Raw genomic sequence first — 16,904 nt, 5'->3', positions numbered from 1 at the left:
GCTCTGAGCGCCTTGTAAAGATCTTCCTTGGGTTTCCCCGCCAGCGCCGGCATGCCGCCCACCGCGCGCCCCTCGGTACCGTGACAGGCGGCGCAGCTCGCCGCCCAACTGCGCGCCTGAAGGTCTTCGGCGGCCAGGCTGCTGGCCCCCCCGAGCCCCAGGCTTGCCGCCACCACCGCAACCATCGCCTTTTTGCTTCCCATGGGCTCCTCGCTTGTCCGTTTGTCCATCTGTTCGTCCGTCGCGGGAAATGCCGGTCCCCGCTCGGGCGCTCAGCGCCCAGAGGCTGCCCCTGCGCCTTCGCCCCCCTGAAGCCGCTTCTTGAGCGCCCGGCCCCAGGCGAGAAACAGGCCCAGCGCCTGCTGGCTTTGCGCCTCCTTGAGCAGCCGCCACAGCCCGCTTAAGCCCCCCGCCGCCGGCGCTTTCTCCGCCGCCTGGACCGCCTGCTCCAGGCTCGCCAGCAGCGCCTCCACCGTCTCCAGCCGCGCCAGCACCCGGGGCAGCGCCTGGGCGATGCGCTCCAGCGCCCCTTGCGCTTCCAGCCGCTCGAGCATCGCCACCAGGCGATCAAGCCCGCCACGGCTCAACCGATCCACAAGCCCCAGGCCCGCGCCCGCCGCCTCCGCCAGCCGCGCCACCATGTCGTCGGTGACCGCGTCTCGGGCCGCCCCCGTCAAGTGCTCCCACTCGCAGAGCGCACCCCCTTGCCCTTGCGCTTCCATGCCTCGCCTCCGCTTAAAGCAGGCCCCGCGCCGAGAGCCAGTAGAGCTTGTTGTAGGCCACCTTGAACCAGTGCACCGCGCGGGTGGGCGGCTGCGGCTGGGGCGGCTGGGTGTAGTTGAACATGGCATAGGTGGCGCGGTCCTTGCCCGCTTCGATGAAGCAGAACACCTTGCCGTCGTAGTCGCGCACCGGCACGCCGAACCGCACCAGCGCCGCCAGGTTCTCGCCCAATACCTCGGCCTCGAAGTGGGCCGTCGAGCCCGCTTTGCTGATGGGAAGATTGGTGGTGTCGCCGAGGACGAAGACGTTGTCGCGCCCCTCCATGTTGAGCCGATACCGGTCGGTGGGAATCCAGCCCCCCGCCCCCAAGCCGTTTTTCTCGATCACTTCCATCCCCCGATGGGCCGGGATGGTGATCAGCAGGTCGTAGCTCACCTCGGCGCCTTCTTCGCTGTAGACAAGGCGCTTGTCTCCATCGACCGCCTTCAGGTTGAACAGGGTCTCGTAGGTGATGCCCAGACGGTCGAACTCGGGCGCCGCCCACCGGGCCACGTTCTCGAGCGTGTGGATGCGCCCGAGGGGATAGGTGTAGTGGATCTGGACCTTGTCCCGAATGCCCCGCTCCTGAAAGTAGTCGTGCAGCATGAAGGTGATCTCCAGCGGCGCCATAGGACACTTGTGGGGCACGCCCATGGCGATCACCACCTTGCCACCCTTGAAGCCCTGCAGCGCCTTGAACATCTTCACCGCCGAGGCTTCGGTATAGAAGCAGTGGGCGTTTTCGGCCAGCCCCGGCGTCAGCTACGGCGCCATACGGGAGCCGGTGGCAATTACCAGGATGTCGTAGTCGTAGACCGCCCCGCTCTGGGTCTTGACCTGGTTCTTGTCCAGCCAAAACTCGGTCACCGGATCGACTTGAAACTCGATCCCCGGCTCGAGCAGGCTCGCTTGCTCGCGGTAGAGCTCCTCCGGCGTCATGCGCCCCAGCGCCACATAGAGCAGCCCCGGCTGATACATGTGGCGCTCGGAGGCCGAGAGCATGATCAGGCGCACCGCGCCCGCTTTGAGCTCCGGCCGCAGCCGCCGCGCTAAGTTGTTGCCGAGAATGGTGCCGCCCATCCCGCCGCCGACAATCAAGATCTTCATCGCTGCCCCTCGGGTTGCTGTGAATCCGCTATTTGGCCTTGCGCACCGTGATGTGCCAGACGCCGTCCTCCTCTCGGCTGCCGAGCAACTCGTGCCCCACCTTGCGCACCCACTGCGGGATGTCGTGGGCCGAACCCCGGTCGGTGGAGAGCACTTCCAGCTCGTCGCCCACTTCAACGAGCTTGAGCTGCGCAATCAACTCCATCAGGGGCCCTGGACAGAAACTGCCGCGGGCATCCACGATCTTTTTGACCATCACCCCCCACCTCAGAACGACCAGACCTGGGCATCCTGACAATCCTCTAAAAACTTCGTCAGCCCCAAGGGCTCGGCCAGATAAGGCTCCAAGTCCTCGCGCTGCAAACCCAGCACGTCCATCGCCATCGAACAGGGATAGAGCTTGGCCTGCCCCAGCTCCACCGCCTGTTGAAACAGCTGCTTGAAAGGCGGCGCCCGCCTCTCTTCCAGCCGCACACCCGCCTCGCCCTCGGCCAGCGCCAGGGGCTCAACCCCTCGGCGAAAATAGGGCAAAGCATTCATCGATAAGAACACCGCCACTTCGTGGCCGCTCACCGCCCCCACCGAGGCCACCATCGCCGCCATCTGCAACCGCTCCCGCATCCCCGAAACCACCACAACACCGATCTTGGCCATGAAACGAAGCCTCAACGTGAATTCATAAAGGCCCTCAGCGTAAGGGAAGCATCGCTTCGCGCTCGCAGCCGCCTTTTGCCAGCGCACCCTTGCGGTTGCGATAAAGCTTGGCATCAATGCCATAAGCCTTGAGCTTAAAATGCACCGCCCTGGGCGTGATGCCCATCTCCCGCGCCACAGCCGTCACATTCCCTCCATAACGCGCAAGCGCCTCACGAATGACCTTGTCTTCAATCTGCATGGCGGCCTGTCTCTTGATCATCCGTAGCCCAAAGCGTTCCGGCTCGGTGCGAAGCGCGCAAGCCTGGGAATCAAATAGGATCTCCTCAATGACCGCCCCCTCGGCGAACAGGAAGGAGCGCTCCAGGACGTTCTCTAGCTCCCGTACATTCCCCGGCCAATCGTAGGTCATAATCTGGATCCAAGCTCGCTCGCTCAGCGTTTTCGCCGCGGTCCCATATTTCTCAGATAGCTGGCTGAGCATGTGGTGGGTAAGCGCCGAAATGTCTTCCTTCCTCTCGCGCAGCGGGGGAATGTAGATGGGAACCACGTTCAGCCGATAAAAGAGGTCGCGCCGGAATTGTCCAGCGGCGACCATTTCTTCGATGCTGCGGTTCGAGGCGGCGACCACTCGCACGTCCGCGCGCAGCGTGTGCTTCCCCCCGACCCGCTCGTAGGTACCATCCTGGAGAACGCGCAGCAGGCGCGTCTGGGCAGACAGCGGCAGCGAATTGATTTCGTCCAAAAACAGCGTGCCCCTTTCCGCGCGCTCGAAGAAGCCGTGGTGGACTTGATAGGCGCCCGTGAAAGCCCCTTTCTCGTGACCAAAGAGTTGGCTCTCGATCAAGCTCTCCGGAATCGCACCGCAGTTGACGGCCACAAGTTCACGATTTCTGCGCCCGCTCAGCGCGTGGATGGCGCGCGCGATGACCTCCTTGCCGACGCCGGTTTCACCCAGGATCAAAACCGTCGCTGTCGTGGGCGCAACCCGTTCCACAGCCTCCAACGCTCTGCGCATGGCCGCCGACTCGGCAACGATACTGGGTCGCCCTGCACGCCCTGGGCTTCCGTCAGGGACAGCGCACCAGAACTGGCGGAATTTCTCCTGAACCCGCATGGTGACTTCAGACGAAAGGGACGTGGAGACAATGAGATCGCCGGCCCGGTGGTATTCGTCTCCCTCCTTTCCTTTAGCCTTCTCCGGATCAAGATAAATGAGGACCTCGCACATGTCGGCACCCGTAGCGATGCGCTTTTTGAGTTCCACCTTTGCATAACCCATGTTGCGAGCGGCGATTCCGCCGAAAACGCTGGAAGTCATGCGGCATAGTTCGGGAGCCTCCTTCACCGCGTCCCCGAATGGGCAGCGCGTATTCACGACCCGCACCACACCCGCTTGGCTAGAAGCGCGGGAAAAATTTCCACCGATCTGGTTTTTAATGGACACGATCACGTCGGCGTACTGATCTGCAGTCAGCGGCCCATCTCCAATGCCTTTATGCTCACGGCATGCTTTTTCAAAACAAATACTCGCCCCCAAACCCAAGTGCTCGATGTAACTCGATTTTCTTCCACACTGGCTGCACCCGAGCTGATTGGCCACCTTTAGGCTCTGGACCACGAAGCTTTGCAGGAAAGAGATCGCGCTCAACTTCGAATGTGACTGGCTCGTCATGGCCTCCTCCTTGCGCGTAGCGCTAAGCGATTATTTTTTCAACTATAGTGCAATCATCGTACCAAGACGAAGCCAGTAATTTTATTGTTAAATCAATTAGATGCGCCTAAGGAGTAGGCGTTTAAGAAAAATATCTTCCCGACTGGAAACGCGTATCAGAAAAAACGCATTGAATCAGTTTGGTGTACATACGAACTTGCGCTTCGCGCTAAGAAGTACAATTTCTCGAGTACAACACCCGTTAGTGGGCGTAAGCCGCGTCTACCCTTTCGGTTGTCAGCTTGAGCTGAAGCCAGAAGGAATTTTCCGCCCCCTGGAGTCCCGTCGGCCAATCCCGGTTGTACTGCACTCGGAGGCCTACGTACCGGCCCAAGAATCGGGTCAGACTTGCCGTTGCCCGCATACGCCGGCTCCGTTCTGGGTCAGGCGTTTTGCCGTTGCGACCGTCGGCGTACTCCAGGCGCATGCCGGCTGCCAGCGTCCGCTCCAAGCGCCAAACGCCTTGCACAACCAGCCCCCAGTCCCTGAGCGTCTCCCGATCAGCATTCCCTGGGTCGCCAGCTTCATAGCGGCGCCCGAGTGCTTCCAGCCTAAAGCTGGTCAAGCCCCCCAAGGGGCCAGGGCCCGGGGTTCGTCGCAGTTCAACATCCGCCTCGATGATCGAAGTGGTCGTCGTCATTCCACTCGCGTTGGGGCCCCATAATGCGGTGAGCCCCGATACGACCCTCGATCCTTCGGAGAGGGTCCCTTCTGTCTCTCCACGCACCCAATGCAGCCGCTCGCGCAGTCCTCTGGAACGGCGGGCGATCAGACCGTGCCCCCCCACTTCTTCGCCCGGTTCAAACAAAAAACTGCTCGCCGTCTCGCCCCGAGCGCTCTGCACGCCGTAGAAAAGCCTGTATGTCCCAGAGAAGGGCCATAGAATCCTGATACCCCCGTTGCTAAGCTGCTCGGGGCCGAAGAGACGGGTATGGATGACGGGTTTGTCGACGAAATGTGAATCCTCGAAATGCTCTGGATTGAAGCGCCCCACTTCAGCAAAGAAGCGGCCGAGCTTGAGCTGCGGATGATCGCGCCCGTCACCCAGGATTAGATACGCCTCTTCCAGCTCCGCCGTGATCCCATCGCCGGGAGACGCACGCAGCATGGCGCTGGCCTCCACTGCGGCGTTTCGGATAAAGGCGACCCTGGGATGCAGGGTAAACAAATGCAGCGGGCGGGCATTGCGGTTCGCCTCGTGCGCACCCCCCTGCAAAATAGCGAGCGTTGCGTCCTCCGCGGTGCTTACGCCAATCATACCGACATAGGTGAGACTGAGTTCGGCTCCTGGTACGCCAGGCAACTGATCGCCGCTTTCCTGTTGCGCTTTGCCAAGCGGCTCACGGTGGCTAGTCGCCCCGGCAAGAGTAACGGCGTCCCCTCCAAGTTGGGCAATACGGCTACCCTGACCCGCCCCCTGTCTCTCGACCAATTCCATTGCGGCCGCAGGCTTTGGCTCGCTCATCGCCAGGCAAAGCAAGGCGAGAAGCGTGGCGAAGCGAAGACAAGTACGGCACCGGCACTCTGACGTCGACAGCCCGCTTAGCCTTTTGCACGGCAGGCGTCCCCTCTCTGGCCGCCGACAACCTAAGCGACGACAACATTGGGGCCTCAAGTATGAACACCTCACCAAGGCTAGCTCCTTCGCTGCGGGACATCTAAAAGCGGTAGCCGATGGCGGCGCTGATCACTGTGGGATCCAAACCAATAGTCTCTACCTTGGAGCCCCCTTTGAAGACCACGTCGGTGTCGATGTAGAACTTCTTGAAATCCAAATTTAGGAAGTACTGTTTGCCCAAGGCATAGTCGAAGCCCGCTTGCAGGACCGGCCCGGTGCTGGACTTGAAGTCCTCCAGCAGGGAGAACACCGGACCGCCTTGCCGGAAAAATACGGTGCGATTGACACCTACGCCCACGTAGGGCCTGAAGGCGCTCCCGGGCAGAAAACGGTACTGGACCACCACGTGAAACGGGGCAAGGCTGACCTTGCCGAGGTTCCCCAGGCCCGGCGCTGAAAACTCATGCCGCGTAATGCCGAGTGCCGTGTTCAGCGCGATGCTTTCGTTCAAATGGTACGTCAGGCCGACTACCGGATTAGTCTCGGTGCTGGCGTCGGCGCCGATCACTGGAGAGTCGATCTGAGGCGAGACATGCATCAGACCGACCGCCACATCGAGACCCAAGCCGCGGCTTGTTTCCCTAGGCTGCGGTTCGGCCTGGGCTACAGAATAAAAAAACAAGGCGCCGAGGAAGACCGTTGTGCACAATAGCCGCGTCATCTCTTTCTCCTTCCTCTCTCTTCTCGCACTCCCGAAAGGCACGCTCGCAAATGCTGGTCAGCGCACTCTCCCCGCTTGAAGGTCTTGTCACTCTCACACCGCGCCGCAGCCGCCTTCGCCGCAGTTCAAACAGACGCGACAGAATCGCGCGTTAGCGACATGCGAGACGATCATTACCGCTCCGCCTGCTACCGTGAGCACTGTCTCGAGCGCTTCACTCACTAGCTGCTCCGGCAGCAATACAGCAGTCAAGAGCATGCCCACGCCCAGCACGCAGCCGATCCACACGCCTCGTTTCCGATGCCTTTTGTAACCGGACACGAAGGCAAGAATGCCCATCAGGAAAACGAGCAACACCAGTACCCTGTGAGTTGCGATCTCCGCCAAGGCCAAAGTGGGCAATACCACTGCGATCACCGGCAGCGCTAAGCAATGGGTAATGCACAGCAAGGAGGCCGTGACACCCAAGGAGTCCCAACGAGACGCTCTTATCAAAAAGACCGCGGAACCTCTCATACTCCTCCCTCACAAGCCATGGCAGCGCTTTGCGCAATTACAGTCCGCGTCCCGGCGCCCTGTCCTAGGGGCAGCAGCGGCATCCCTTTCCGCACTCGGGTAGGGACCTCATCGCCAATTCCCTTCCGACGGCCGAGGAGTCGTGGATCGCCGGCGCGGAAAGAATCACTTTTTGCGTCGCACCGCCGCAGGCGGGACAAACTGGACCAGGAGCGCGTATCCGCTGTTGAACTTCGAAGACGGCATTGCAGGCGAGGCAGCGATAATCGTACGTGGGCATGGAATCGCTTCCCTCCTCTGTTGAAGACTCCCGAAAGAGGGAGAGCGCTTGCGTCCATGCCCCGAACTTGGTCGGTCGCTCCCGCGCTCTCCCTCCTTGTCGCCTATGACCAGCGCGGAGGCTGTTTACCCTTCACCTTCATGGAGGCAGCCGTCGCCTGGGTGACCGCTCTGGTCGCCGCGTTCGGATCTGGCTTGCGCAGCCTGCGGAACTCCGTTTCCCAAATCCAGCCACTGATCACCACATCTTTCGGTATGAGTGGATGGTTGCGCAAAAGCTCGACGCACTTAATACAGGTCAAGTCCACGTCATCCATCATTCCGATCCACTTTGCGAACGCGCCCTTCTCGAGCTTGAGTTCGGGCAAAGAGGGATCGATCGGCACGTTGTCCACGTCAATTCCTTTGTCACGCAATGCCTTTTCAAGATCAGCCGCATTTGCTGAAAGCATCCCGCAGCCGGTGTGCTGCAGCACCACGATTTCCCGCGTGCCAAAAAAGTTGATTGTCAGCATTGCCGAACGAATGGCATCGTCGGTGACAATGCCCCCAGCGTTGCGGAACAAATGGGCATCGCCACCGCCGACCGGCGTGTCGCACCGGATGCCAAGCGCTTCATCCACCGGCAAGCGTTCGTCCATGCATGCCAAGACCCACAGCCGGCGGTTATTTGGACCTTCGGCACCAAATTGACGCCGAGTTTCCCACCGCTCCCGCTGAGCCACCCAGTCTTCCAACTGACCTTTCAAGTAGGTGAACGCCATTGACTCCTCCTGGTAGTTAAACAATCAAACCTTTGCGGCTCGAGCGCAGCCCTTTTCCGCAATATTCATGCCGCTGAGGAAGACCACAAAAATACAAAGGCTTGTCTCCTCATGGCGCAACAACAGCGAGAAAAACCAGAACGGTGGCAGCCACAGCCGAGCCTTGCCTGTTTAGCTGCACCTTGATGATTTGATAGAAGTTTGCTTCCCGGCGAAGGGAAATTTCAGCAAAGAAGCCCGAGTTCTCAACTCAGAGCATCCTGAAGCGTAGTCCTTCAAGAGGCGCAGTCACAGGTGGGGTCAACACATCCCCACAGCCTGCACTGGGTGCGGATTTCCCGGCGGGAGGCGTTCAGGGAAACGGGTGAAACCGGCGACCAGGACTCAACCGAGGATGACGCAGGCCTAAACGACGGAGACGTTCACCGCACTCACCAACACCGCCGCGCCGTCAATGTCCTTGGCCCGTTTGGCGAGGGAGCGATTTTGCTGCGACACCCGGTCCACCGCCGCTTCCACCGAGGAGTTGAGCAGCTCCACGATCAGCACCAGGAAGACGCTCGCCACCATGAGGGCCTTGCCAGTGCCCGAAGCGGGCAGGAACAGGGCCAGGGGGATGAGCACCGCGGCGATCCATACTTCCAGGCGGAAGGCCCCTTCCCAGCGGTAGGCGGCCTTCAGCCCATCCAGGGAGTGGAACAGGGCGTCCCACACGTGCTTGAGTCCCGCCTCCCCTTTGCGCGGATGCTCGGGCGGGGTTATTTCCACCGCAGGTCCAGCACGCGCGCGGCGCGCGTCTCGTCGAGCCGCTTCACGGGAAGGGTGTGGGGCGCGGTCTTGACCCGCTCGGGGTCTTCGCGCGCTTCCCGCGCCACCTGGACCATCGCCTCCACGAACGCATCCAGGGTCTGCTTGGACTCGGTCTCACTGGGCTCGATGAGCAGGCATTCGGGGACAAGTAGAGGGAAATAGGTGGTGGGCGCGTGAAAGCCGTAGTCGAGCAGCCGCTTGGCGAAATCCATGGCGCTCACCCCGGTCTCCTGCTTCAAGCGCTTGAGCGTGACCACGAACTCGTGGCCCGCGCGCCGGCTGGGATACGCCAACTCGAACCCTGCCTGCCTGAGCCGCACCATGAGGTAATTGGCGTTGAGGGCGGCGAAGGCGGACACCCGGCGCATGCCTTCCGCGCCCAACATGCGGGCATAGACGTAAGCCCGAAGAAGCACGCCCGCGTTGCCCAGGTGGGCGGACAGGCGCCCGATGGTCTGGGGCCGGTCGCGCTCGGTCAAAAGCCGAAGCCCTCCGCCTTCCTCCGTTACGATGGGCACGGGCAGAAACGGCAGGAGCTTCTCGCTCACTCCCACCGGCCCCGCGCCCGGGCCACCTCCGCCATGGGGTGTCGCAAAAGTCTTGTGGAGGTTCACGTGGACCACGTCGAAGCCCATGTCGCCAGGACGCACGCGTCCCAGGATGGCGTTCAGGTTGGCGCCATCGTAGTACAGCAGCCCCCCGGCCTCGTGCACCAGGCGCTGAATGTTCAGGATGCGGCGCTCGAACACACCGAGCGTCGAGGGGTTGGTGAGCATGAGTCCCGCCGTCTTCGGTCCCACCGCGGCTGCAAGGGCATCCAGATCCACGTCTCCATCGCGCGTGGTGGGCACTTCCCGCACCGTGTAGCCGCACATGCTGGCGGTGGCCGGGTTGGTGCCGTGGGCCGCGTCGGGAACGATGATTTCGGTGCGCTCTCCATCGCCCCGGGCCTCGTGGTAGGCGCGGATCATCGCGACACCGGCAAACTCGCCCTGGGCCCCTGCCATCGGCGCCAGGCTCACGCCGGCCATGCCGGTCACCGCCTTCAGGATTTCCTGGAGCTCGTAGAGACAACGGAGAAAGCCTTGACCCGTGCGTTCAGGTGCCCGCGGATGGCGCGCCAGGAATTGGGGCAACATCGCAAGAGCCCCGGCCGCCCGCGGGTTGTATTTCATGGTGCAGGAGCCCAGCGGATAGAAGTGGGTGTCGATGGAGAAATTCCGTTGCGATAGCCGCGTGTAATGGCGCACCACGTCCAGCTCCGATACCTCGGGCAGGGCGATGGCGGAGCACCGACGCAGTGCGGCTGGGATGTCTTCCGGCTCCACCCACTCGGGGGCCAACGCCGTGTTCAGGCGACCGGGCTGCGACAGCTCGAAAATCAGCATGCGATCATCGGGAAAAACGCTCACTTCAGCGCCGCCAGCGCCGCCTCGTAGTTGGGCTCGTTCTTGATCTCGGACACGAGTTCGGCATGCTTCACCACGTCGTTCTCGTCCAGCACCAACACCGCCCGGGCGCATAAGCCCGCCAGAGGCCCGCTCGCGATTTCTACGCCGTAGTTTTTCTTGAACTCGGACCCGCGCAGCGTGGAGAGGGTAATGACGTTGCTCAAGCCCTCAGCGCCGCAGAAGCGCGCCTGGGCGAACGGCAGATCCGCCGAGATCACCAGCACCACGGTGTTGGGCAGGCTGGAAGCCTTTTCGTTGAAGACGCGGGTGGACTTGGCGCAGGTGGGCGTGTCCAGGCTCGGCACGATGGAGAGCACCTTGCGCTTGCCGGCGAAGTCCTTGAGGGACACGTCTTTCAGGTCCTTGCCCACGAGGGTGAAGGCGGGCGCCTTGGTGCCGACGGTGGGAAAGTTGCCATTGAGGGTGATGGGATTGCCTGCGAAAGTGACCATCATGTTCTCCTTGGGGGTTACGTTTTCATCGCACAAGGCGGAAGCTTGATGCGCTTGCCGAGAATGCGTTCCAGGTGCTCGGCCAAGCGCTTCAAATCGTCCTCCTCTTTGGTCTCGGTGGTGCAGATGAGTAGCCCGTGCCCGAGTTCGGGGTAGTCAGGGGCCAGCTCGACACCACCCAGGATGCCCTGGGCCTCCAGCGCCCGCAGCACCTCGGTGGTCGGGGCCGCCACGCGAAAGGCCATCTCGTGGAACACGGGCCCGTCGAATAGCCGCTCCACGCCCGGCACCGCCTCCAGCAGCCGTGCCAGCCGGCGCGCGTTGGCGTGGCAGCGACCGGCCACGCGGCGCAACCCTTCGGGCCCCAGCAGGGCCATGTACACGGTGGCCGCCGCCACCGCCAGGCCCTGGTTGGTGCAGATGTTGGAGGTAGCCTTGGCGCGGCGGATATGCTGCTCCCGCGCCTGGAGGGTCAGTGCGAAACCGCGGCGCCCGTCCCGATCCACGGTGGCGCCGGCGAGTCGCCCGGGGAGTTGGCGCACCAGGGCCTGGCGGCAGGTCATGAAGCCGAAATAGGGACCGCCACCGGAAAGCGGTAGGCCCAGGGGCTGCCCGTCCCCTACGGTGATGTCGGCGCCTTCCCCTTCCCATTCCCCCGGCGGCTTCAGGAGCGCCGCCGTCATCGGGTTCACGAGCCCGATGGCCAGCAGTCCCCGGGAGCGGGCGAAGCGGCACAGGGCGTCGGCATCCTCCAGCACCCCGAAGTAGTTGGGCTGGGGGATCACCAGCGCGGCGCAGCCCGCCGTGTCGATGGCTTCCAAGGCCTGCAAGTCGGTACGGCCGCTGCCCGGATCGAACGGCACCTCGATGAGCTCGATGCCCTGGGGCTGGGTGAGAGTGCGGGCGACGGCCCGGTAAGCGGGGTGAACCGCGCGGGGAACCAGGACCCGGCGCCTGGTCTCTGCCCCACCGCCGTGGCAGCGCACCGCCATCAGCACCGCTTCGCCCAGGGCGGAAGCGCCGTCGTAGAGGCCGGCGTTGGCCACCTCCATGGCCGTCAGGGCGCAGATCATGGACTGGTACTCGTACATGAGCTGCAGCGTTCCCTGGCTCGCCTCCGCCTGATAAGGGGTATAGGCGGAATAGAGCTCTCCGCGGATGACGATCTGCCACACGGCGGCGGGAACGAAATGCTCGTAGGCACCGGCGCCGCAGAAGTTGAGATAACGACCGTCCGCTTCGGCGCGCTCCAGCATCAGCCGGGTAACCTGGGCCTCTCCAAGGGCCGGCGGCAGCTCTGCGAAGGCGTCGAGCTTGAGGCCCGCGGGGATCTCGTCGAACAGGTCGTCGAGGGCCTCGATGCCGATGGCTTCGAGCATTTCGGCCACGTCCCGCTCGGTGTGAGGAATGAAAGGCATCGTGGAACCTAAGGGGTAAAACCGGGACCTCACGGCCGCGCCGGCGGCGCGCCCAGGTTGCGCTCCTTCACCGGGTCAGCCCTCGTCGGCATCCACCATGGATTGATACTGGGCGGCGCTCAAGAGGCGCTTCAAGTCCTCGGCGTTCTCGGGCTTGAGCTTGAAGATCCAGGCCCCGTAGGGGTCCTGGTTCAACTGCTCGGGGTGCGCCTCAAGCAACTCATTCACCGCCACCACGGTGCCGCCCACGGGCGCATAGACGTCGGCGGCGGCCTTCACCGATTCCACCACCGCGCATTCCGTGCCCGCCTTGTACGCTCTCCCCACCTCGGGCAGCTCCACGTACACCATGTCGCCGAGCTGCTCCTGGGCGTGATGGGTGATGCCCACGGTCACCAGGCCGTCATCGTCCAGGCGTGCCCATTCGTGGGTCTTGCTATAGCGCAGATGGTGGGGTGCGGTCATGGGTTGTTCCTTATGCTTTTCGCGGAATCGCCGCCCGATAACGCGGGAACGCACGGCTTGCCTTCGCGCACGAACGGCGGTTGCACGCACTTGGCTTGCGCCATTTTATCGCGAATCGCAACGCTCACGGACGCGCCCGGCGCGACGCCCAGGGGCACGCGCGCCAGCGCGATGGAGCGGCCCAGGGTCGGCGCGAAACCGCCGCTGGTGACGAGACCCTCGCCAGCGGCCGATTCCACCCGCTGGCCGTGGCGCAGGACCCCTTTGTCCTCCAGTACCAGCCCCAACCGCTGCCAGCGGGGACGCGCGCTCGCCAGTGCCGCGCGCCCCACGAAGTCCCGCGTTCCGTTCAGGTCCACGGCCCAGCCCAGCCCGCACTCGAAGGGGGTCACGTCCTCGTCCATGTCCTGACCGTACAGGTTGAACCCGGCTTCTAGCCGCAGGGTGTCCCGGGCGCCCAGCCCGCAGGGGGCGACGCCCGCGTCCAGGAGCCGCCGCCACACGCCTTCGGCCCGCTCGGCGGGGAGCATCAGCTCGCAGCCGTCCTCGCCGGTGTAGCCCGTGCGCGCGACGAAGGCGCCGTCCGCCTCCGCCGCCTGGAACCGGGCGAGGCCCTGCAGGAGGGCGGCGGCCGCTGGGAGCGCCTCCGCCGCGCGACGGCGAGCGTTCGGCCCCTGCACCGCCAGGATGGCCAGATCCCGGCGCGGCGTCATCGTCACCGAAAGTCCCGCGCCATGGCGCCGGATCCAGGCGAGATCCTTCTCCGCCGGGCCGGCGTTCACTACTACCCGGAAGGCGGCGGGGCCCCGCTGGTAGGCGATCACATCGTCCACGATGCCCCCGTCTTCGTTGAGCATCAAGGCGTAGAGGGCCGCGCCGGGGCGGGCGAGCCGGCCCACGTCCTTCGAGAGCAGCCGGCGGAGCAGCGCTTCGGCGCCCGCACCCTCCAGGTCGATCGCCAGCATGTGGGACACGTCGAAGACCCCGGCGTCCCGGCGCACCCGATGGTGTTCCTCGATCTGGGAGCCGTAATGGAGCGGCATTTCCCAGCCGCTGAAATCCACCAGCCGGGCGCCCTGCCGACGATGGAGGTGAGTAAGGGGGGTCGTTTTGAGCGCCATCAAGGATAGAACGTGTACAGGCGGTAGCCGTTCGGGCGCAGGTCGCCCGTCTCCAGGGGGAGTCTGATGTCGGTCACCGCGTTCGGTCCTATTCCCTGGGCCTCGACGCTCCGTTCCCCCAGGTAGTCCCGGGGCAGCAGCACCCGCCGTGCCAGGGGCCGGCCCTCCCCGTCGGTGAGGGTGAGCTCGATGGCGGGATAGGCCTGGCGGAACGGCGCTCGATTGCGCAGCGCCAGCATCAGGGTCAGGCGCTCGGGCCGTGCCGAGTCCGCCTGCAAGTCGGAGGCCTCGATATGGATGAATTGGGCCTTTTGCGGGAGAGGAATCTGGCAGCCCAGAAACGCGCAGGCTTGCTCCAGGGGCGGGCGAGCGCCGGGATAGAGGGTCGCCAGCTCGACGCGGAAAAGGTATGCGAGCTGGCCCACCAGGAGGAGGAACAACGCCCCGGCGCCGGCGGCCCAAGAGAGAGACCGGCGACGGAGCACCCCCGGCGGCTCTTCCGGCCACCAGCCGGTCTCCCCCGCGACTGCCTCGTTCCCCGCGTTCGTCCCTTGCTCCGCCGGGGCTTGCGCTCCGGAAGGCGGCGGCGTTTCCCATTGTCCCTCTTCCGCCGGTGGTATCCCAGTGGGCTCCGGCGTGGGCGGCTCCGCTTCGATGGGGACGGCAGGCACCGGCGGATCGGGCAGGCTGGTGAGGGTATCGAGGGCGTTGAAGACCTGCCGGCAGCGGCCGCAGCGCGCCCGACCCTCCCGCACCTGGAGCTGCTCCGCCGTGATCTTGAAAAGGGTGCCGCACCCCGGGCAGCGGGTCGCCATGGTCATGGGGCGCTTTTCTCCCCTGCGAGCAGCACCCAGTTCTCCTCCGCCACCGCCGCCACGGTGAGGGCCAGGGTCGGCCGGTAAGCCCCTGCCACCGCTTCGACCTGCTCCCCCAGGATGCCTGCCAGGGCGAGACGCCCGCCGGGCTTGAGGGCCTGGACCAGCACGGGGGCGAGCAGCATCAAGGGTCTCGCCAGGATGTTGGCCACCACAAGGTCGGCGCGGAAGTCGGTGGGGAGCTGGGCGGGATCATGGAATTCGGCGGCCACCCGGTTCAGCCGAGCGTTCTCCCGGCTCGCCGCCAGGGCCAGCGGATCGATGTCCACCCCCACGGCCCGGGCGGCCCCCAGCTTTATCGCGGCGATGGTCAGGATCCCGGAGCCGCAGCCGTAATCCAGCACATGTTCGCCACCGCGCACCGTGGCGTCAAGCCAGTGAAGGCACAGGCGCGTGGTCGGGTGGCTTCCGGAGCCGAAGGCGACTCCGGGATCCAGGCGCAGCGGGATGAGGGCGTCGGGAGGAGGCGCCGCCCAGCTCGGCACCACCCAAAGCCTGGGGCTCGCCTGGAACGGGCCGAACTGGGACTGGGTCTCCCGCACCCAGTCCCGCTCCGAAACCGGAGCCATCTCCACGGGGGGGACCGCCCCCAAGGCGGCGAGCCGGGCCGCCTCCTCTGCGATCGCCCGCCCATCGACCCCTTCGGGAAAGAGGGCGGTCACCCGGCAGCGCGGCCAGAGGGGAAAGGGCTCCTCCGGCGTGTCGTCCAGGGCGCTGGTTTCGGGCGCCGCGTCGCCCAGCTCCACCGAGATCGCCCCCAGGGCCTGGAGGGCGTCGGAGAGGGCCTCGGCCTGGGCCGCCTCCACTGCCAGGGAAAGGGCGAGCCAGCCCTTCATGCGGTCTTTTTCTTGGCCGCGCCCGCCAGCTTCTGCTCGAGATAGTGAATGCTCACCCCGCCCTGCAGGAAAGCGGTGTCCATGAGAAGCTCCTGGTGCAGGGGGATGTTGGTCTTGATGCCCTCCACCACCATTTCCGAAAGGGCCGAGCGCATGCGGGCGATGGCCTGCTCGCGGGTATCGCCGAAGGCGATGACCTTGCCGATCAGGGAATCGTAGTGGGGCGGGACGAAATAGCCCTGGTAGACATGGGAGTCCACCCGTACGCCCGGTCCTCCCGGCGGGTGATAGGAGGTGATGCGGCCCGGGCTGGGGCTGAAGGTGAAGGGATCCTCGGCGTTGATGCGGCACTCGAGGGCGTGACCGCGGAAGACGATGTCCCGCTGGCGAAACTTCAGGCGCTCGCCCGCCGCGATCAAGATCTGCTGCTTGACGATGTCCACCCCGGTGATCATCTCGGTCACCGGATGCTCCACCTGGACCCGGGTGTTCATCTCGATGAAGTAGAACTCCCCGTTCTCGTAGAGGAACTCCAGGGTGCCCGCGCTTCGGTAGCCGATGCGCCGGCAGGCCTCCACGCAGCGCTCGGCGATTTTCTCCCGCTGGCGCGGGGTCAGCCCGGGGGCCGGGGCCTCTTCGATGATCTTCTGGTGGCGCCTTTGCATGGAGCAGTCCCGGTCGCCCAAGTGGACCACGTTGCGGTATTCGTCGGCGAGCACCTGGATTTCGATGTGGCGGGGGTTTTCCAGGAACTTCTCCATGTACACCGCCGGGTTGCCGAAGGCCGCCTGGGCCTCCGCCTGGACCGTGGCCACGGCGTTGAGCAGCGCCGCTTCCGTGTGCACCACCCGCATGCCGCGCCCGCCTCCGCCTCCGGCGGCCTTGAGGATCACCGGGTAGCCGATGGATTTGGCGATCCGGCGGATCTCCGCCGGGTTGTCCGGCAGGGGCGAGTCGTAGCCGGGCACCGTGGGCACCCCCGCCTTCTTCATGGCGTTCTTGGCGCTCACCTTGTCGCCCATGAGGCGGATGGTCTCGGGGCGCGGCCCGACGAAGACGAAGCCGCTCTTTTCCACCATCTCGGCGAAGTCGGCGTTTTCCGAGAGAAACCCGTAGCCCGGATGGATCGCCTCGGCGTCGGTCACCTCGGCGGCGCTGATGATGGCGGGGACGTTGAGGTAGCTCTGGGCCGAGGGCGCCGGGCCGATGCACACGGATTCGTCGGCGAGCTTCACGTACTTCGCCTCCGCGTCCGCTTCCGAGTGCACCACCACGGTCCTGATGCCCAGCTCCCGGCAGGCGCGCTGGATGCGCAGGGCGATCTCGCCGCGGTTCGCAATCAGAATTTTTTCAAACATGGCTCACCGCGGCTCGATCTGCGATCTAGTTCCGGCCGCTCGC

General features: G+C 64.5%; 19 protein-coding genes and 1 pseudogene. All 20 read right to left on the bottom strand.

The genetic code is table 11. The features are described 5' to 3' along the window. Positions 1-203: c-type cytochrome (locus ACTFO6_RS16120; RefSeq protein WP_439935463.1), on the bottom strand; the 203-nt coding region annotated here is incomplete at its 3' end. 69 nt (positions 204-272) lie between these two features. Then, positions 273-722, bottom strand: a complete 450-nt coding sequence (locus ACTFO6_RS16115) for a hypothetical protein (RefSeq protein ID WP_439935462.1) — start codon at positions 720-722, stop codon at positions 273-275. A 13-nt stretch (positions 723-735) separates the two neighbouring features. After that, positions 736-1,869: pseudogene (locus ACTFO6_RS16110) on the bottom strand (NAD(P)/FAD-dependent oxidoreductase). 28 nt (positions 1,870-1,897) lie between these two features. Next, entirely contained in the window at positions 1,898-2,125 is a 228-nt protein-coding gene (locus tag ACTFO6_RS16105) for a sulfurtransferase TusA family protein (RefSeq protein WP_147800727.1), read from the bottom strand. 11 nt (positions 2,126-2,136) lie between these two features. Continuing rightward, the gene (locus ACTFO6_RS16100) at positions 2,137-2,523 is read right to left on the bottom strand and encodes a DsrE/DsrF/DrsH-like family protein (RefSeq protein WP_439935461.1); all 387 of its coding nucleotides are present in this window, start codon (positions 2,521-2,523) and stop codon (positions 2,137-2,139) included. A gap of 34 nt (positions 2,524-2,557) precedes the next feature. Beyond that, complete coding sequence (locus ACTFO6_RS16095; RefSeq protein WP_439935460.1) at positions 2,558-4,198, bottom strand: sigma 54-interacting transcriptional regulator; 1,641 nt, start codon at positions 4,196-4,198, stop codon at positions 2,558-2,560. Between the two features lie 241 nt (positions 4,199-4,439). Then, complete coding sequence (locus ACTFO6_RS16090; RefSeq protein WP_439935459.1) at positions 4,440-5,675, bottom strand: hypothetical protein; 1,236 nt, start codon at positions 5,673-5,675, stop codon at positions 4,440-4,442. A 220-nt stretch (positions 5,676-5,895) separates the two neighbouring features. Further along, a complete protein-coding gene (locus ACTFO6_RS16085; protein WP_439935458.1) occupies positions 5,896-6,516 on the bottom strand; it encodes an OmpW/AlkL family protein in 621 nt (206 codons plus the stop codon). Positions 6,517-6,609: 93 nt separating this feature from the next. Further along, positions 6,610-7,032, bottom strand: a complete 423-nt coding sequence (locus ACTFO6_RS16080) for a MerC domain-containing protein (protein WP_439935457.1) — start codon at positions 7,030-7,032, stop codon at positions 6,610-6,612. Positions 7,033-7,096: 64 nt separating this feature from the next. Then, a complete protein-coding gene (locus ACTFO6_RS16075; RefSeq protein WP_439935456.1) occupies positions 7,097-7,312 on the bottom strand; it encodes an FmdB family zinc ribbon protein in 216 nt (71 codons plus the stop codon). Between the two features lie 103 nt (positions 7,313-7,415). Then, entirely contained in the window at positions 7,416-8,075 is a 660-nt protein-coding gene (locus tag ACTFO6_RS16070; protein WP_147800720.1) for a beta-class carbonic anhydrase, read from the bottom strand. A 405-nt stretch (positions 8,076-8,480) separates the two neighbouring features. After that, positions 8,481-8,837 (bottom strand): diacylglycerol kinase, encoded by a 357-nt coding sequence (locus ACTFO6_RS16065; RefSeq protein WP_439935465.1) that lies wholly within the window; start codon positions 8,835-8,837, stop codon positions 8,481-8,483. Then, positions 8,834-10,273 (bottom strand): aminomethyl-transferring glycine dehydrogenase subunit GcvPB, encoded by a 1,440-nt coding sequence (gcvPB, locus tag ACTFO6_RS16060; RefSeq protein WP_439935455.1) that lies wholly within the window; start codon positions 10,271-10,273, stop codon positions 8,834-8,836. The genes ACTFO6_RS16065 and gcvPB overlap by 4 nt, the downstream gene beginning before the upstream one ends. Before the next feature lie 20 nt (positions 10,274-10,293). Further along, positions 10,294-10,788 carry a thiol peroxidase gene (gene tpx / locus ACTFO6_RS16055; protein WP_439935464.1) on the bottom strand — a complete coding sequence of 165 codons (495 nt, stop codon included), beginning with the start codon at positions 10,786-10,788 and terminating at the stop codon, positions 10,294-10,296. Between the two features lie 17 nt (positions 10,789-10,805). Then, on the bottom strand, positions 10,806-12,206 hold the full coding sequence (gene gcvPA / locus ACTFO6_RS16050; RefSeq protein WP_439935454.1) for an aminomethyl-transferring glycine dehydrogenase subunit GcvPA: 1,401 nt from the start codon (positions 12,204-12,206) through the stop codon (positions 10,806-10,808). A gap of 75 nt (positions 12,207-12,281) precedes the next feature. Then, positions 12,282-12,671 (bottom strand): glycine cleavage system protein GcvH, encoded by a 390-nt coding sequence (gcvH, locus tag ACTFO6_RS16045; protein ID WP_439935453.1) that lies wholly within the window; start codon positions 12,669-12,671, stop codon positions 12,282-12,284. Continuing rightward, positions 12,668-13,792 carry a glycine cleavage system aminomethyltransferase GcvT gene (gene gcvT / locus ACTFO6_RS16040; RefSeq protein WP_439935452.1) on the bottom strand — a complete coding sequence of 375 codons (1,125 nt, stop codon included), beginning with the start codon at positions 13,790-13,792 and terminating at the stop codon, positions 12,668-12,670. Before gcvT ends, gcvH begins: the two co-directional genes overlap by 4 nt. Continuing rightward, a complete protein-coding gene (locus ACTFO6_RS16035) occupies positions 13,792-14,613 on the bottom strand; it encodes a zinc-ribbon and DUF3426 domain-containing protein (RefSeq protein WP_439935451.1) in 822 nt (273 codons plus the stop codon). Before ACTFO6_RS16035 ends, gcvT begins: the two co-directional genes overlap by 1 nt. Then, positions 14,610-15,503 (bottom strand): 50S ribosomal protein L11 methyltransferase, encoded by an 894-nt coding sequence (prmA, locus tag ACTFO6_RS16030; RefSeq protein WP_439935450.1) that lies wholly within the window; start codon positions 15,501-15,503, stop codon positions 14,610-14,612. The genes ACTFO6_RS16035 and prmA overlap by 4 nt, the downstream gene beginning before the upstream one ends. Next, the gene (accC, locus tag ACTFO6_RS16025; protein WP_439935449.1) at positions 15,500-16,861 is read right to left on the bottom strand and encodes an acetyl-CoA carboxylase biotin carboxylase subunit; all 1,362 of its coding nucleotides are present in this window, start codon (positions 16,859-16,861) and stop codon (positions 15,500-15,502) included. Before accC ends, prmA begins: the two co-directional genes overlap by 4 nt. Positions 16,862-16,904 lie beyond the last annotated feature (43 nt).

Source organism: Pelomicrobium sp. G1 (assembly GCF_051905455.1).
GTDB lineage: Bacteria > Pseudomonadota > Gammaproteobacteria > Burkholderiales > UBA6910 > Pelomicrobium.
The sequence above is the reverse complement of the archived record's forward strand: the minus strand, read 5'-3'. Positions and strand labels throughout refer to the sequence as shown.

Coding starts and splice junctions, on each gene's coding strand:
- ACTFO6_RS16115 (WP_439935462.1), bottom strand. CDS start 722: ATGGAAGCGCAAGGGCAAGGGGGTGCGCTCTGCGAGTGGGAGCACTTG.
- ACTFO6_RS16105 (WP_147800727.1), bottom strand. CDS start 2,125: ATGGTCAAAAAGATCGTGGATGCCCGCGGCAGTTTCTGTCCAGGGCCC.
- ACTFO6_RS16100 (WP_439935461.1), bottom strand. CDS start 2,523: ATGGCCAAGATCGGTGTTGTGGTGGTTTCGGGGATGCGGGAGCGGTTG.
- ACTFO6_RS16095 (WP_439935460.1), bottom strand. CDS start 4,198: ATGACGAGCCAGTCACATTCGAAGTTGAGCGCGATCTCTTTCCTGCAA.
- ACTFO6_RS16090 (WP_439935459.1), bottom strand. CDS start 5,675: ATGGAATTGGTCGAGAGACAGGGGGCGGGTCAGGGTAGCCGTATTGCC.
- ACTFO6_RS16085 (WP_439935458.1), bottom strand. CDS start 6,516: ATGACGCGGCTATTGTGCACAACGGTCTTCCTCGGCGCCTTGTTTTTT.
- ACTFO6_RS16080 (WP_439935457.1), bottom strand. CDS start 7,032: ATGAGAGGTTCCGCGGTCTTTTTGATAAGAGCGTCTCGTTGGGACTCC.
- ACTFO6_RS16075 (WP_439935456.1), bottom strand. CDS start 7,312: ATGCCCACGTACGATTATCGCTGCCTCGCCTGCAATGCCGTCTTCGAA.
- ACTFO6_RS16070 (WP_147800720.1), bottom strand. CDS start 8,075: ATGGCGTTCACCTACTTGAAAGGTCAGTTGGAAGACTGGGTGGCTCAG.
- gcvPB (WP_439935455.1), bottom strand. CDS start 10,273: ATGCTGATTTTCGAGCTGTCGCAGCCCGGTCGCCTGAACACGGCGTTG.
- tpx (WP_439935464.1), bottom strand. CDS start 10,788: ATGGTCACTTTCGCAGGCAATCCCATCACCCTCAATGGCAACTTTCCC.
- gcvPA (WP_439935454.1), bottom strand. CDS start 12,206: ATGCCTTTCATTCCTCACACCGAGCGGGACGTGGCCGAAATGCTCGAA.
- gcvH (WP_439935453.1), bottom strand. CDS start 12,671: ATGACCGCACCCCACCATCTGCGCTATAGCAAGACCCACGAATGGGCA.
- gcvT (WP_439935452.1), bottom strand. CDS start 13,792: ATGGCGCTCAAAACGACCCCCCTTACTCACCTCCATCGTCGGCAGGGC.
- ACTFO6_RS16035 (WP_439935451.1), bottom strand. CDS start 14,613: ATGACCATGGCGACCCGCTGCCCGGGGTGCGGCACCCTTTTCAAGATC.
- prmA (WP_439935450.1), bottom strand. CDS start 15,503: ATGAAGGGCTGGCTCGCCCTTTCCCTGGCAGTGGAGGCGGCCCAGGCC.
- accC (WP_439935449.1), bottom strand. CDS start 16,861: ATGTTTGAAAAAATTCTGATTGCGAACCGCGGCGAGATCGCCCTGCGC.